Source organism: Saccharothrix carnea (genome assembly GCF_003014735.1).
Taxonomy (GTDB): domain Bacteria; phylum Actinomycetota; class Actinomycetes; order Mycobacteriales; family Pseudonocardiaceae; genus Actinosynnema; species Actinosynnema carneum.
Map to the genome: position 1 here is coordinate 683,199 of NZ_PYAX01000003.1, position 14,607 is coordinate 697,805.

Sequence of the window (14,607 nt, forward strand, 5' to 3'; positions counted from 1 at the left end):
CTCCGGGCAAGGCGGCTGGCGTCAAGCGTGCGTACGCCCGGGAGGAGATGTCAATGGGTCTAGACCATTTGGCTACGCGAGGGCGAGCCTGCCGAGCTCCACCCGGGACGAGACGCCGAGCTTCGGGTAGGCCTTGTAGAGGTGGTAGCCGACCGTGCGCGGGCTCAGGAACAGCTGCGCGCCGATGTCGCGGTTGCTCAGGCCCTCGGCTGCCAGCCGCACGACCTGCAGTTCCTGCGGGGTGAGGGCGCTGAGCGGGTCCGGCCCCGGCACGGCGCGGCTCTCGCCGGTGGCACGCAGCTCGGTGCGGGCGCGGGCGGCCCACGGTGTCGCGCCGAGCCGTTCGAACTTCTCCAGCGCCGACCGCAGGTGCGTGCGGGCGTCGGCCTTGCGGCGGGCCCGGCGCAGCCACTCCCCGTACAGCAGCTCGGTGCGGGCGCGTTCGAACGGGCGGCCTTCGTGGACGCGGTGCAGCTCGACGGCCTCCGCGTACCACCGCTCGTCGTCGGTGAGCAGGGCGCGGCAGCGTGCGGCGACGGCTCGGGCCCACGGCCTGCCGGTGGCCGACGCCCACTCGTCGTACCAGGTGGCGGCGTCCTCGGCGAACGAGTGCCTGCCCAGCCGGGCAGCGGCCTCGACCAGGTCGGGCAGGCTGGCGAGGGAGTACAGCCGGTGCGCGCCCGCCGCCACGTCGGCCAACCGGTCCAGCACGGCCTCGTGCCGGCCGAGGCCGAGGTCCAGCAGCGCCGACGCGCACGCGGCCCGCACCGACTGCGGCGTGTCACCGGTCATCGTCGCCACCAGTTCGTCCAGGCGGTCCTCGTCGCCCTCGATGGCGGCCAGTTCGGCGAGCACGCTCGACAGGAAGCCGACGCTGAACTCCTGGCCGATGTCGGCGGCGATGCGCAGGCCTTCCTCGGCGGTGGCCCGCGCGTCCCGGTGCCGGCCGAGGTGCAGGCGGCCCCGGGCCAGGTAGGCGAGGGCGCGGGGCAGCACGCCGAGGGCGCCTTGCGCGCGGGACTGCCGTTCCAGGTCGAACGCCCAGGTGTAGGCGGCCTGGTCGTCGCCGAGGACGAGGTGCCACCACGCGGTGACGGCGTTGCCCGGTCCGCCCACGTACGGGGAGTCCAGCAGTGCGCGCAACGCGGTGATGCCGCCGGGGACGTCGTCGCCCTCCAGGCCCAGGGCGGCTTTGGCCAGGGTGCGGGTGTCGTCGGCGCCCGGCAGGCCTTCCGCGCGTGCCGCGATGGCTCTCAACACCTCGAAGTCACGGCCCGCCCACGCGTTGTTGGCGGCGTTGAACAGCAGCTCACCGGCCAGGTCACGATCGGTGTGCTCGGCGCACGAGACGGCGCGGGCCAACTGCGCCGCGGCCTGCGTGGACCGTCCCTGCTCGCTGGCCAGCCGCGCCTGGATGCGGGCGACCCTGGCGCCGTCCACCGGGTTGCCGACCAGCTCCCAGGCCTGGTCGGCGAGCACGACCGCGCGGTCGAACTGGCCCGCCGCACCCGCCGCGCCCGCGGCCGCCGCCAGCCGGTGGCCGCGTTCGACCGGGTCCGGGGTGAGTTCGGCGGCACGGTGGTAGGCGGAGGCGACGGCGAGGTAGCCGCCCCGGCTGCGGGCGTCGTCGGCGGTGCGGGCGAGGGCTCGGGCGACGTCCTCGTCGGGTGCGGTGGTGGCAGCGGCCAGGTGCCAGGCGCTGCGGTGGGCGTCGTCCAGGACTTCGGCCAGGGCTTCGGCCAGCGCCCGGTGCACGGCGAGGCGGTCCTTGAGGGGCGCGCTCTGGTAGGCGGCGGCGCGGATCAGGGGGTGGCGGAAGGTCAGCCTGCCGTCGTCGGAACGCAGGAGTTGGCGTTGTTCGGCGACTTCGAGGTCGTCCACGGACGCGCCCAGCAGGCCCGCCGCGTGGAACACCACGCCCGGGTCGCCGGTGTCGTCGGCGGCGGCGACCAGGAGGAGGGTGCGGGTGCGTTCGGGGAGGGTGCCGATGCGATCGGCGAAGGTCTGCTGGATGCGGCTGTGGGTGGGGAGGGCGGCGACGCGGTAGGCGTGCGCGGCCGGCAGGTGGCCTTCGCGTTGGGCGGCGGGGAGTTCCAGCAGCGCCAACGGGTTGCCGCGCGCTTCGTGGGCGATCTGGTCGCGGACGTAGCGCGGCAGGTCGGCGGCGTGTTCTTCGAGGAGGGCGGCGGCGTGCTCGGGGGCGAGGCCGGTGAGGCGCAGTTCGGGCAGGCCGGGTGCGGGGAACGGCGGTGCGTGCAGGTCGCGGGCGGCGAAGATCATCGCGATGCCCTCGGCCTGGAGGCGGCGTGCGGCGAAGACGAGGGCGTGCGCGGAGGCCGGGTCCAGCCAGTGCGCGTCGTCGACCAGGCAGAGGACGGGGCTCTGCTCGGCCAGGTCGGCGAGGAGGGTGAGCACGGCCAGGCCGACGAGGTGGTGGTCGCCACCGTCTGGCGGGGCCAGGCCGAGGGCGGCGCGCAGGGCGGACGCCTGGTTGGGCGATAGGGCGTCGACGCGGTCCACGACGGTGCCGAGGAGCAGGTTCAACCCGGCGAACGGCATGACCGACTCGGACTCCACCGCCGTACCGCGCAGAATCCGGAACCGCACCGCCAAGTCCGCGCCACCGCCACCGCTGTCACCTCGACCACCGCCGGCACGGCTGCCGCCGCGACCACCACCGGCGCCGAACGCGGAGGTGGTGGACGCGCCAGTCCCGGCCGATCCGCCAGTCCCGCTGCCCCTGGTGCCGATCGCGCCGCCAGTCCCGCTGCCGCCGGTGTCGGTCGCGCTCGGGTTGTTGCCCGGGGCGCCGGGCGATCGCTTCGCAGAGGTCCCCGCCAGGGGGTCCCCTGCTTTCATTGTGCCGAAGGGGTCTGACAATTCCGGCGTTCGCGAGGCGCGGTCGGGTGAGGCCGAGGTCGACAAGCCCAGGTCAGGCGAGGACCAAGGCGGCGAGGCAAGGGGCGGCGAGGAGAGAGCCGGCGCGGACGGGGGCGGTGAGGTGGCGCGGGTGGCGGCGTAGGTCAGCAGGGCGGACTTGCCGATGCCCGCCTCGCCGCGCACCACGAGCACGCCGCTGCGGCCGGTGCGGGCGGTGGAGAGGAGTTCATCCACCAAGGCCTGTTCGGCGGACCTCCCGTGCAGCATGTCCCCGACCCTAGCCGGCGTCCGGGAGCAGGACGACCTTGCCGACCGTGTGCCTGCTCTCCATCGCCTCGTGCGCCCGCGCGGCCTCGGACAGCGGGAACGGGTGGATGAACGGGGTCAGCCGGTGGGTGGCCGCCTCACGCAGGGCACGCGCCTCCAGAGCACGCAGCCCGCCCGAGCGCTTGGCCACCTGCGGACCGACCGCGACCGTCGCGGTCAACGCGCGGGCGAACAGGTCCTCCGAGGTCAGCCGCACCAGCTCACCCGACGACGACCCGAACATCACCAGCCGGCCGCCCGGCGCGAGCAGGTCCACCGCACCCCGCCCCAGCACGCCGCCGACGCCGTCCAGCACCGCGGTCACCTCCCGGCCGCCCAACTGCCCCAGCACCTCCCCCTGCCACCCTTCCTCCAGGTAGTCGACGGCGATCGCGGCACCCGCGCGCAGCACCGCCTGCCGCTTCTCCCGGCACCCCGCCAGCCCCACCACCAGCGCACCGGCCCGGGACGCCGCCTGCACCACCATCGTGCCGACACCTCCGGCGGCGGCGGTGACGACGACCACGTCGTCCGGGGCCGGCGCCGCCGCGTCCACCACGCCCAACGCCGTGCTGCCGGTGCAGATCATCGCCACCGCCGCCGCGAAGCCGAGCCCGTCCGGGATCACGTGCAGCGCGCCGACCTCCCGCACCGCCAGCTCGGCGTACCCGCCGCCGGCCAGACCGAGCTGCGTCACCACCCGCTCCCCCAGCCACGACTCGGCCACACCGGAACCGACCGCGTCGACCACACCGGCCACCTCGGACCCCGGCACGGTGGGCAGGTCCGGCAACGGCACCCACTCGGAGATGCCGCGCCGGATCACCGAGTCCACCAGGTGCACGCCCGCCGCACGCACCGCGATCCGCACCTGACCGGGCCCCGGCGACGGGTCCTCGACCTCCTCGCAGCGCAGCGCCGAGCCGAACGCGTGCAGCCGCACGGCGAGCACGTCAGGCCCCGTAAGGCTGCTTGGCGCGGGCCTCCTTGAGCGCCGTGCCCCACCAGACCAGCTGGTCCAGCATGGTCGTGGCGGCGTTGTTGACAGCCTCGGCCTCGACCGGCGCGCCCTCGTCGTCGAACCGCGACCAGGCGCCGTGGAAGCTGACCGTGTCCCGCACGGTCACGGCGTGCAGCTCGGCGAAGACCTGCCGCAACTGCTCGACCGCCCGCAGCCCGCCGCCGACGCCGCCGTAGGAGACGAACCCGACCGGCTTGGCCTGCCACTCGGTGAAGTGCCAGTCGATGGCGCTCTTCAGCGGCGCGGGGAAGCTGTGGTTGTACTCGGGCGTGACGACGACGAACGCGTCCGCGTCACGCAGGCGCGGCGAGACCAGCGCGACCTCCGGCGCCGGGTCCTCGCCGAAGCCGTGCAGCCGGTCGGGCAGGTCCAGGTCGTCCAGGTCGAGCACGTCCACGCTCAGGTCGTCGCGCTGCTTGGCGCGGTCGGTGAACCAGTTCGCCACGACCGGCGCGAACCGGCCCTTGCGGGTGCTGCCGACGATGATCGCTAGCTTGATCACGGGTGTTCCCTCCCTCGGTGTGTCGGTGACGACGCTAGGAGCGGGCGGAGGGCACGGGCATCTGTCACGTGACTGGTCGTCCATCAGTCGCAGGAGGTGCGGGACGACCGGTCACCTGACGGATTCGACCGGTCCGCGTGCGGCCGTAGCTTCGCCGGCATGACACGGGAAGCGCAGGTCAGGACGCGTTGGGCGCCGGTGGTGGCGTTGGCGGTGGCGATGTTGGTGGTCACCACCGAGATGACGGTCGCGGCGGTGGTGCTGCCCAGTCTGGGCAGCGAGTTGGACGTGGGGCCGGCGGCCACGGCGTGGGTGCTGCTGGCCTACACGCTGCCCATGGCGGCGGTGGCGATCCCGGCCGGGCGGTGGGTCGACCGGGCGGACGTGCGGTCGGCGTTCCTGCTGTCGTTGATCGGTGTCGCGGTGGCGAGCGTGCTCACGGCGGTCGCGCCCGCGTTCTGGGTGCTGCTGGTGGGACGGGTGCTGCAAGGCGTGGCCGGGTCGCTGGTGCTGGCCGGGTACATGCCGATCGTGGTCGCGGCGGTGCGGCCGGAGCAGCGCGGGCGGGCCATCGGGTACGTCATCACGATCATGACGGTCGGCGGGCTGGCCGGTGCGCCGCTGGGCGGGTTGGTGGCCGGTGCGTTCGGGTGGCGTGCGGTGTTCCTGATGAAGCTGCCGGTGCTGGCGTTCGCGTTGTGGCTGGGGTGGCGGTCGCTGCGCGGTGACGGGCGCGGGCTGCCGCTGCCGGACCGGGGGCTGGTGCTGGAGGCGGTGCTGCTGGGCGGTGCGGTCACGTCGGTGCTGCTGGCGTTCGAGGACCGGGTGTGGCTGCTCGGGATCGGGTTGGTGCCGGCGGTGTGGTGGGGGCGGCTGCCCGCGTCACGGCCGGTGCTCACGGTGGTGCGGCGGCGGTTGTTCGGGCTGCCGCTGCTGACGTTGTCGCTGGTGTCGACGTTGGCCGGGGTGATGTTCTTCCTGGTGCCCTACCACGTGGCGGACGTGCTGGGCGGTTCGCCGGAGGACGTCGGGGTGGCGCTGCTGGTGTTCGTGGCCGGGGTGGCGGCGCTGGCGCTGGTGTCGGGTTCGCTGACCGACCGGTACGGGCCGTGGCTGGTGGCGATGGCCGGGTCGGTGGTGAGCGCGCTCGGGTTGGGGTTGCTCATGCTGCCGGTGACGGGGTTGGTCGACCTGTGCTGGCGGCTCGGCGTGCTCGGTGTCGGCCAGGGCCTGTTCAACACGGCGATGAACACGCTGGTCATGGCCGGTGCGCCGGAAGGGATGGAAGGTGCGGCGGGCGGGTTGAGCGCGACCGCGCGGATGGTCGGCGCGACGGTGGGTCCCGCGGTGGCGGCGTTGGCGGCGGGCTTGGCGGGCGGTGGTGAGGCCGGGTTCCGCACGGGTGTCGCGGTGTTGGCGGCGGTGGCCGTGGCGGGGGTCGTGGCGCTGGCGGCGGGTAGGCAGCGCTAGGCGAGCAGGGCCAGGACTTCGTCGGCGTCCTCGACGCGGCCCTGGGCGCGGAACAGGGTGAGTGCTCGTTGCCGTGCGTCGCGTGCTTCGTCGTGCCGGCCCACGGCGGCGAGCACGTCGCCGAAGTGCCGCAGCACGCTGGCCTCCTCGTAGGAGTTGTCCAGCTGCCGGTACAGCTTCAACGCGTGCCGGTAGTGCTCGACCGCGTCCGCGTCACGCCCGTGGTGGTGGGCGATGTAGCCGAGGCTGTCCGAAGTGGCCGCTTCACCTTCGACGTGGCCGAGTTCCCCGCTGAGCGCCAACGCTTCCCGGCAGTGCTCCTCGGCACGCACGTAGTCGCCGAGCCGCGCCATCCGGAAGCCGACGTCGTTGAGCGCCTCCGCCACGCGCACCGGGATGTCCAACGCGCGGAACAGCTCCAGCTGCGCCTGCGCGTGCTCCAACGCGCCGGCGACGTCACCCCGGCGTTCCATCGCCCATGCCATGGCGCGGTGCGCGGCGGCCTTGCCGTAGTCGTCCTCCACCAGCTCCAACGACCGGCGCAAGTGGTGGTCGCCCTCGTCGTAACGGCCGACGTCGGCCAGCGCCATGCCGAGGAACTTGTGCGCGGAAACCTGCTTGAACCGGTCCTGGAGGGCGTCGGCGGCCACCAGCGCGGCACCCCAGACCTCGATGTCCTCGGCCGCGTGACCGCGGCGCAGGTGGTAGTTCGTCAACGCCCACGCCAGGTGCCAGGCGACGTCGTGCCAGCGGTGGGCGCCGGCCAGCCGTTGGGCGGCCAGCAGCGACTCGTGCTCGGCGTCGAACCAGTCCATCGCGGCGGTGACGTCGGCCAATGGCGCCGGGTCGCCGTCCGGTGGGGTGATCGGCGGGCGGTGCGGCTCGATCAGCCGGTCACCGTTGTGCGCGGTGGCGGCGAAGTACCCGATGAACGCCTTGAGGTTCGCGTCGGCGTGCGCGGGCCCGACCTCGGCGGCGTAGAGGCGGACGAGGTCGTGCATCCGGTAGCGGCCAACCCGGTGCTGCTGCACCAGGTGCGCGGCTTCGAGTTCGCGGAGCAGCCGGCGCGTGTCGGCCCGGCCGGTGAGGGCGGTGATCGCCTTCAGGCTCAGGTCCGGCGCGGAGGTCAGGCCGATCAGCCCGAACAGCTCCTCCGCCTCGGGGCTGAGCACCCGTAACGAGCAGGCGAACACCGTGCGGAGGTCGGCGCTGAGGTCGTCCAGCGCGTCGAGCCGCTGGTCCTTCAGCTCCTCGGTGAGCGCGGACAGCGGCAGGTCCGGCTGCGTCACGGCACGGGCCGCGATGATGCTCAACGCCAGCGGCAGGCCGCCGCACAGCTCCAGCAGCTCGCGGGTGACGTCCGGCTCCGCCTCGACCCGTTCCGCGCCGAGGCGGGAGACGAGGAACGCGCGGGACTCGTGCTCGTCCAGCACGTCCAGCACGACCGAACGCGCGCCGTGCGCGGTGAGCAGGCCGAGCAGCTGCAACCGGCTGGTGATCAGCACGGTGCAGTGCGCGCCACCCGGCAGCAGGGGCGTGACCTGGGTCGTGTCACGGGCGTTGTCCAGCACGACGAGCATCCGCTTGTCGGCGACCAGGCTGCGGTAGAGGGCGGCCTGGGCGTCGAGGTCGGCGGGCGGGTCGCCGACACCGAGGGCTTCGAGGAAGCCGCGCAGCGCGTTCTGCGGCGTGACGGGGTCGCCGACCGGGTCGAAGCCGCGCAGGTTGACGTAGAGCTGGCCGTCCGGGAACTCGTCCGCGTGCTGGTGCGCCCAGTGCAGCGCCAACGCCGTCTTGCCGATACCGCCCGCACCGCCGATCGCGGTGATCACGACGGTCGACGACGGCTCGGTGAGATCGGCGATCTCCTTCTCCCGCCCGGTGAACCACCGTTGCGGCGCGGGCAGCTGCCGCGGCACGGCCTTCGTGGTCTCCGGCGGTGCTTGCTGACCTAGAAGTCGCAGGTAGAGGTCTTGCAGCGGGGTGCCGGGGTCGGTGCCCAGCTCGTCGGCGAGGGTGCGGCGCAACGCGTCGTAGTGCCGCAGCGCCTCCGACGACCGGCCGCTGCGGTGCAGGGCGAGCATCAACTGGCCGGCGAGGCGTTCGTCCAGCGGGTGCGCCTGCGTCGCGTCGCGGAGGGCGGGCAGCAGGGCGGCGTGGTCGCCGAGCCGGATCGCCACGTCGTTGCGGTCGAGTTCGACGGCCGCCCGTTCGGCCTGCAACGACTCCCTGACCTGGGCGAACCACGGCGAGTCCAGCCCGTCCAACACCTCGCCGCGCCACAGCCGCAACGCCCGGTCGTACAGCTCGGCGGCCTGGTCGTCCGGCGCGGTGCGCGCCCGCTTGGCCAGGGCGCGGAACTCGACCAGGTCGATCCGGTCGGTCTCCAGCAGGTAGCCGCCCGGACGGCGCCGGATGTCGATCCCGGCCGACCGCAGCTTGGACACGTACCCGTACAGGGTTTCCTTCGCCCGCAACGGCGGCCGATCGCCCCAGACGCGGTCGACGAGCCGTTCCGCGGGCACCGGCCGACCGGCTTCCAGCAACAACGCCGCCAGCACGCCGCGCCGGCGGGTGTGGCCGATGTCGAGGTCGGCGCCGCCGACGCGGGCCCGGACACCACCGAGCAGCCCGAAGTCCACGCCCACCCCCCTCGACCAGCCGGTTCAAGGTTCATCCTAGGTTCGCTCACGTTCGCCCGAGCAGGGTGTCCCCATGACCGCGGATAGGTGAAGTGACCCGGCGGAGTGCCCCACACCCCCCGCCGGTTTCGAGGGGTCGACGTCCCGACCGGTGCTCCCCCTGCCGGTCGGGACGCCGCGGCGTGTCCGCCCCTTTCGAGAGGACGCGGTCACCTCACGCTCACGAGGACGGTCGACCTGGGGGCGGCCGTCCTCGTGTCCCGGTGCAGTGGCGTGGCGGCCGAAGTGGCGTGGAAGCCGGTTGGAAGCGCGGTTGCCTAGCCTGCGCCGGTGAGCAGACTTCTGGGGTTGGTGCTGGTCCTGGCGTTGATCACGCCGGTGCCCGCGTGGGGCGGTGGCGTGCCGGGTTCGCCGTCGTCCATCGGTGTCGAGCACGTCTTGTTCAAGGCCGGTACCGGCGGGTACGGGTGTTATCGGATCCCCGCGCTGGTGCGGACGGCGGCGGACACGCTGCTGGCGTTCGCGGAGGCCAGGGAGTCGCCGTCGTGCGCGGACCGCGGTGACATCGACATCGTCGTGCGGCGGTCGACCAACGACGGGCGGACGTGGGGACCCGCCCGGGTGGTGTTGAGCGGGGTGCCCGACGACTTGGAGAAGCCGTTCACCAGGGGCAACCCGGCGCCGGTGGTGGACCGGGAGACCGGGCGGGTGTTCCTGCTGTCCACGTCGAACGAGGCACTGCCCGGCGGCGTGCGGCTGCCGTGGGTCCAGCACAGCGACGACGACGGGGTGACCTGGTCGGCGGCACGGCAGATCCCCGCGTCGTTCGACGGGACCACGCGCGGCTGGTTCGCCACCGGGCCGTCGCACGGCGTGCAGCTGCGCAGCGGGCGGCTGGTCGTGGGCGCGCACCAGGCCGTGGGCAACGTCGTGCGGGCCGGCGTCCTCTACAGCTCCGACCACGGTGAGACCTGGCAGGCGAGCCAGACGCCCGACTCGTTCGTCGAGGGCGAGGTCACGCCCGGCGAGATGTCCGTGGCCGAGCTGCCCAACGGCGACGTGCTGGTGCTGGGCCGCAACGACATCGCCACCGGGCACCACCGCACCCGCGCCATCAGCACGGACGGCGGCACGACGGTGTCCGCCTCCACCCCGATCCCGAGCCTGGTCACGCCGGCCGTGCAGGGCGCGGTGCTGGCGCTGCGCAACGGGATCCTGCTGTTCTCCGGACCGTCCGACCCGCAGGACCGCGAGCTCATGCGCATCCGGTACTCGACCGACGGTGGCGTCACGTGGGGCGCGGGCGGCCTGATCCACGCGAGCCGGGCCGGCTACTCGGACCTGGCCGAGCTGTCCACCGGCGAGATCGGGTTGCTGTACGAGGGCGGCCAGTCGTTCTCGGCGGACGAGATCCGGTTCAACCGGTTCACCACGCAGCAGGCGCAGGTCCCCGGCGGCACGAACCCGTCCGCGGACGCGACACCGACCGCCGGCCCCACGTCACCGGACACGACGGCGCACGCCAACGACGCCTACGTGCGCGGAACCGTGAACGCGGGCCTGACCGGCCAGGCCGACGTGCCGTACTCGCGGTCGCTGGACGTCGGCGCGCAGGACTTCACCGTCGAGACCTCGTTCCGGCACGGCGGGTCGACCGCCGCCCAGGCGTTGTTCTGGGGGTTCGGCCAGGGCGTGGAGGTGCCGCAGGTGTGGGCGCGGATCCAGTCCGGACGCCTGGTCGCCTGGGTGAGGGGAACGACCAGCGGTGCCACCGTGTCGTTGGACGGCGCCTACGCCGACAACGCCTGGCACAAGCTGACGCTGGCCCGCGTCGGCGACCGGGTCACCCTCACCGTGGACGGCGTGTCGGCGTCGGCGACGGGGGTGGTCGGCGCGGTGGCGAAGACGCGCACCGGGCTGCGGCTGGGGTCGCGGCTGGACGGCGCGGACCCGTTCTCCGGGGTGCTGAAGGACTTCGTCGTGCGCAAGGCGGGCGTCGCGGTGCTGAACCTGCCGTTCCAGGTGGTGGACGGCGCGGTGGCGCCCACCCGCACGAAGGTCGCGCTGACCGACGACCTCACCGGGCACTGCCTGGCCGGCACGTTGCTCGGCGGGCACCGGCCGTTGGTGCCGGGCAAGACCGGGACGGCCCTGGACGTCGACGCCACGCGGCCGGGGGTGGAGGTGCCGTACTCGCCGGCGCTGGACCCCGGTGCGGGTGACTTCGCGTTCTCGTTGTGGTTCCAGCGCCAGGGCACGGTGAACCAGGCGCTGCTGTGGGCGTACGGGGCGACGACGGGCAAGCCGTCGGTGTGGGTGCGGGCACAGCCCGGCTCGGACCGGCTGTTCGGGTGGGTCGAGACCGATGCCGGGCACGTGTCCGTGGCGGTGACCGACACGTCGTCGGCGACGGCGTTCGGTGACGGCGCCTGGCACCAGCTGACGCTGCGCCGGGTCGGTGACCGGGTGGAGATGAGCGTCGACGGCGGCACCCCGGCCGTGGCGACCGGGTTGACCGGGTCGGTGTCCAGCACGCTCGGTGTGCGCGTCGGGTCGAAGCCGGACGGGACCGACGTGCTGGACGGGCGGCTGGACGACGTCCGGCTGACCGTGGGCACGCGGGCGACGCTGTGGTGGGGCTTCGAGCACCAGAACACGCAGGCGCACGACGTCGTCCGCACCCCGCCCGGCCCGGCGACGGCCGACGTGTCCGCGCACTGCCACCACTCGGCGGTGCAGGGCGGTGCGGTCACGACCACCGGCGTGAGCGGGCGCGGCTTGGCGTTCGACGGCGTGGACGACTCGGTGGTCGTGCCCTACCAGGCGTTGGACGGCGACTTCTCGATCGACTTCCGGATGCGGTACGTCGCGGGCACGACCGACCAGGTCCTGGTGTGGGCCTACGACGTCGGTGCGACGGAGCGCTCGCTGTGGTTGCGCGCGCAGCCGGGCCAGGGCCGACTGCTGGCCCGGGTGCAGACCGATGCGGGGCCGACGTCGGTCACGTCGGTGGGCGCGTTCGGGGACGGCCAGTGGCACCACGTCGTGCTGCGCCGGGTCGGCGGGACGCTGGAACTGCTGGTCGACGGCACGGTTCGCGGCAGTGCGGCGATCAAGGGCTCGCTCACGTACGGCGACACGTTCGCGGTGGACGGCCTGCGGCTGGGCGCGAGGCCGGACGGCGCCGACCGGTTCAAGGGCACGCTGGACGAGTTCCGGGTCCAGCGCGGTGGCACGACGATCACCCACCTGCCGTTCGAGGTGGTGACACCGGGACCGTTCGCCCGGGGGTGATCAGGCGGGCCGGGCTTCGAGGGCGGCGAGGCCCTCGGTCAGCTTGCCGAGCAGCTGGCCGAGGGCCTCGCCGAGCACGAGCGTCACGCCGTTGGTCACGCCGAGGACTTCGCTGCACTCGCCGACGAACACCTCGCCCTGGTCGTCCGGCAGCAGTTCGACGCGAGTGTCTGGGCCGAGTTCTTGAAGCGCAGCAAGTGAGAACGGGCCGGGGCGTGGGTGCCCCGGCCCGTTCTCCTGTCAGCGGCTAGATCCTGCGGTCCACGAACCTCGGGGTGCCGTTCGGGCTGCGGAAGGTGACCAGCCACGATTCGCCGTTGGCGTTGGCGAAGGGGACGGCGGTCGGGTCGGTGGCCGAGGGGTCCGAGATGCCCTCGATCAGCCAGGCCCAGTCGCCCCAGGTGTTGGAGCCGACCGAGGTCTCCCAGACGCGGTGGATCTCATTGTCGGTTCCCCGGACCACGACGGCGACTCGGCCCAGGGCCGGGTCGAGGACGGCGGACGGCGCACCTGCCGGGGCGACGGTGCCGGTGCCGACGTCGGTCCAGTCGCCCGGCCACGTGCCGGCGGCGTCCTGGAGCTTGGTGACGATCGTGCCCGCCGCGCCCCGCACGAAGACCTGCAGCTGGTAGCCCGGCCGGACGACCACGGCGGGCGCACCGGACGAGCCGGCACCGCCCAGGTTGGTCCACGGGGACACCGAACCGTCGTGGTAGAACTGCACGCTCTTCACCACACCGGCACCGTCGAGACCGAAGATCCGGACACCGTCGCGGACCGTGACCACGGTCAGGGCGCCGACCAGGTTCTGGTCGCCCAGGTTCCGCCAGAACGGCACGGTGCCCTTCTGCTGGTACACCCACAGCTTGCCGTCGACGTCGACGGCGAACTGGGCCGGCGTCCCGTCGGCCAGCTTCGCCACGGTCGGCGCGGCGGCCATCGAACCGCCGAAGTCCCTCCACGCGCCCCACGTCACCGCGCCGGCCGCCGTCTGGGTCACCGCCCACACGTCGCCGTCACGGCGCTGCGCCGTCACCTGGATGCGACCGTCCGACAGCTGCGCGATCGCGGGCTGCCCGGTGAACGCCTCGTTGCCCGAGATCACCGTCCACTGGATCGAGCCGAAGTTGTCCACATCGGACTGGTGGCCGTAGACGACCCGGCCCGCGTTGTCGGTGTAGGCGTACTCCAGCGTGCCGACGCGCGCACCGGCGACCGGGGCGGCCTGGAACACCGTCGTGCGGCTGTTCTGCACCGTCGCCACCGCGGGCAGCGGCTCGGCGAACCAGCCCTGGAGGTCCACGATCACGTGCATGGTGTCGGAGCTGCCGTTGCGGATGCGGATCTTGCCGTCCGTGCCCGGCTTGAGCACGATCGAGTTGGTCCGGCGGCTGATGCCGTGGTCCATCATCGTCAGCCCCGGCTCGGGCTCGCCCAGCGGCCACGCCTTGACGTAACCGGCGGCCTCCGAGGTGGTCGTGATCGACAGCAACGCGCCCGCGATCCCGCGGGTCGGCAGCCCGAACGTGCCGCCGACCTGCACGTCGAGGCTGCCGTTCGCGGCCACCGGCAGGCCCGCGCCCGCGGTGCGGGTGTTGATCAGACGGCCGTCGTTGGCCCGGAAGCCGCTGCCGGTGGTGGCGGAGCCGGTGAAGTAGCCCTCGACGTTCAGCATGAAGTGCGCGGCGGCGGTGCCCTTGTTGGTGAAGGTCACCTTGCCGTCCGCGCTCAGCTGCACGACCGCGGCCTGCTGCGTGGTGCCGGTCATGTAGTTCAGCACCGGCCGGGTGGCCAGGCCCGAGGGCGCGTAGGCCATCCAGCCCTTCGCCGACGCGCCCGGCACGGCCAGGTTCACGTACGCGGCGGACGCGCCGGCCGGGATGAGCCCGCCGGTCAGCGTCACGGTCCGGGTGCCGCCCGCCGGGATCGTCCCGGTGGACACGCCGAGACCGCTGCGCGTGTCGATCGTGCGGGTGTGCGCCACCGGCACGAACCCGCCGCCGTTGGTGCCCTGCGCGGACTTGAAGTAGCCGTGCACCTCGACCACGATGTGCGCCTTGCCCGCCGCCTGGTACACCGCGAGCTTGCCGTTCGCGCCGACCTTCACCGCGACGAACGCGGACAGGTCCTCACCCGGCCGGGCGGTGACGGCGGTGCCGTCCGCGCTGCGGGGCGTGCCGTCCGGCCACAGCTCCAGCCACGTCTCCGCGGTCGGCGCGAGCACCACCACCCGCGCCATGACCGAACCGACACCGCTGGTCGGCACGCCGCCGATGCCGAGCACCGGGAACGTCGTGGTGGTCTCCGCACCGCGCTGGCCGGTCACCCCGCCCGTGCCGTCACGGGTGTCCAGCACGTGCGCGTGCCCGTTCAGCGAGACGTAGTCCCCGCCGCCGCCGGACGAATCCGCCTGGGCCGGTGGCGCGACCACCATCGCGAGCACTGCGGCGGCGACCGCCAGCAAGCCCACGCCGGATCTCTTGGACAACTCG

At 73.5% G+C, this 14,607-nt stretch carries 8 protein-coding genes; 2 read left to right on the forward strand and 6 right to left on the reverse strand.

Annotation, left to right across the window (positions count from 1 at the left end):
• Window positions 1-72: 72 nt before the first annotated feature.
• Genes B0I31_RS11530 through B0I31_RS11545 form a run of 3 tightly spaced genes read right to left on the reverse strand, consistent with a single transcriptional unit; the run spans window position 73 to window position 4,709 of the window.
• Entirely contained in the window at window positions 73-3,147 is a 3,075-nt protein-coding gene (locus B0I31_RS11530) for a helix-turn-helix transcriptional regulator (protein WP_245949811.1), read from the reverse strand.
• A gap of 10 nt (window positions 3,148-3,157) precedes the next feature.
• Window positions 3,158-4,138, reverse strand: coding sequence for a zinc-binding dehydrogenase (locus tag B0I31_RS11540; RefSeq protein ID WP_106615285.1), 981 nt, complete (start codon window positions 4,136-4,138; stop codon window positions 3,158-3,160).
• 1 nt (window position 4,139) lies between these two features.
• Complete coding sequence (locus B0I31_RS11545) at window positions 4,140-4,709, reverse strand: NADPH-dependent FMN reductase (protein WP_245949812.1); 570 nt, start codon at window positions 4,707-4,709, stop codon at window positions 4,140-4,142.
• 159 nt (window positions 4,710-4,868) lie between these two features.
• On the opposite strand from B0I31_RS11545, the gene B0I31_RS11550 reads away from it, so the two are divergent.
• A complete protein-coding gene (locus B0I31_RS11550) occupies window positions 4,869-6,179 on the forward strand; it encodes an MFS transporter (RefSeq protein ID WP_106615453.1) in 1,311 nt (436 codons plus the stop codon).
• Here B0I31_RS11550 and B0I31_RS11555 read toward each other — a convergent pair.
• On the reverse strand, window positions 6,176-8,821 hold the full coding sequence (locus B0I31_RS11555; protein WP_245949813.1) for an AfsR/SARP family transcriptional regulator: 2,646 nt from the start codon (window positions 8,819-8,821) through the stop codon (window positions 6,176-6,178). The genes B0I31_RS11550 and B0I31_RS11555 overlap by 4 nt on opposite strands.
• 330 nt (window positions 8,822-9,151) lie before the next feature.
• On the opposite strand from B0I31_RS11555, the gene B0I31_RS11560 reads away from it, so the two are divergent.
• The gene (locus B0I31_RS11560; RefSeq protein WP_106615288.1) at window positions 9,152-12,115 is read left to right on the forward strand and encodes a LamG-like jellyroll fold domain-containing protein; all 2,964 of its coding nucleotides are present in this window, start codon (window positions 9,152-9,154) and stop codon (window positions 12,113-12,115) included.
• Here B0I31_RS11560 and B0I31_RS42540 read toward each other — a convergent pair whose 3' ends face one another.
• Complete coding sequence (locus B0I31_RS42540) at window positions 12,116-12,247, reverse strand: hypothetical protein (protein ID WP_281262288.1); 132 nt, start codon at window positions 12,245-12,247, stop codon at window positions 12,116-12,118. It lies immediately after the preceding gene.
• A 115-nt stretch (window positions 12,248-12,362) separates the two neighbouring features.
• Window positions 12,363-14,603, reverse strand: a complete 2,241-nt coding sequence (locus B0I31_RS11565; protein ID WP_146173817.1) for a DUF8189 domain-containing protein — start codon at window positions 14,601-14,603, stop codon at window positions 12,363-12,365.
• Window positions 14,604-14,607: the final 4 nt, after the last annotated feature.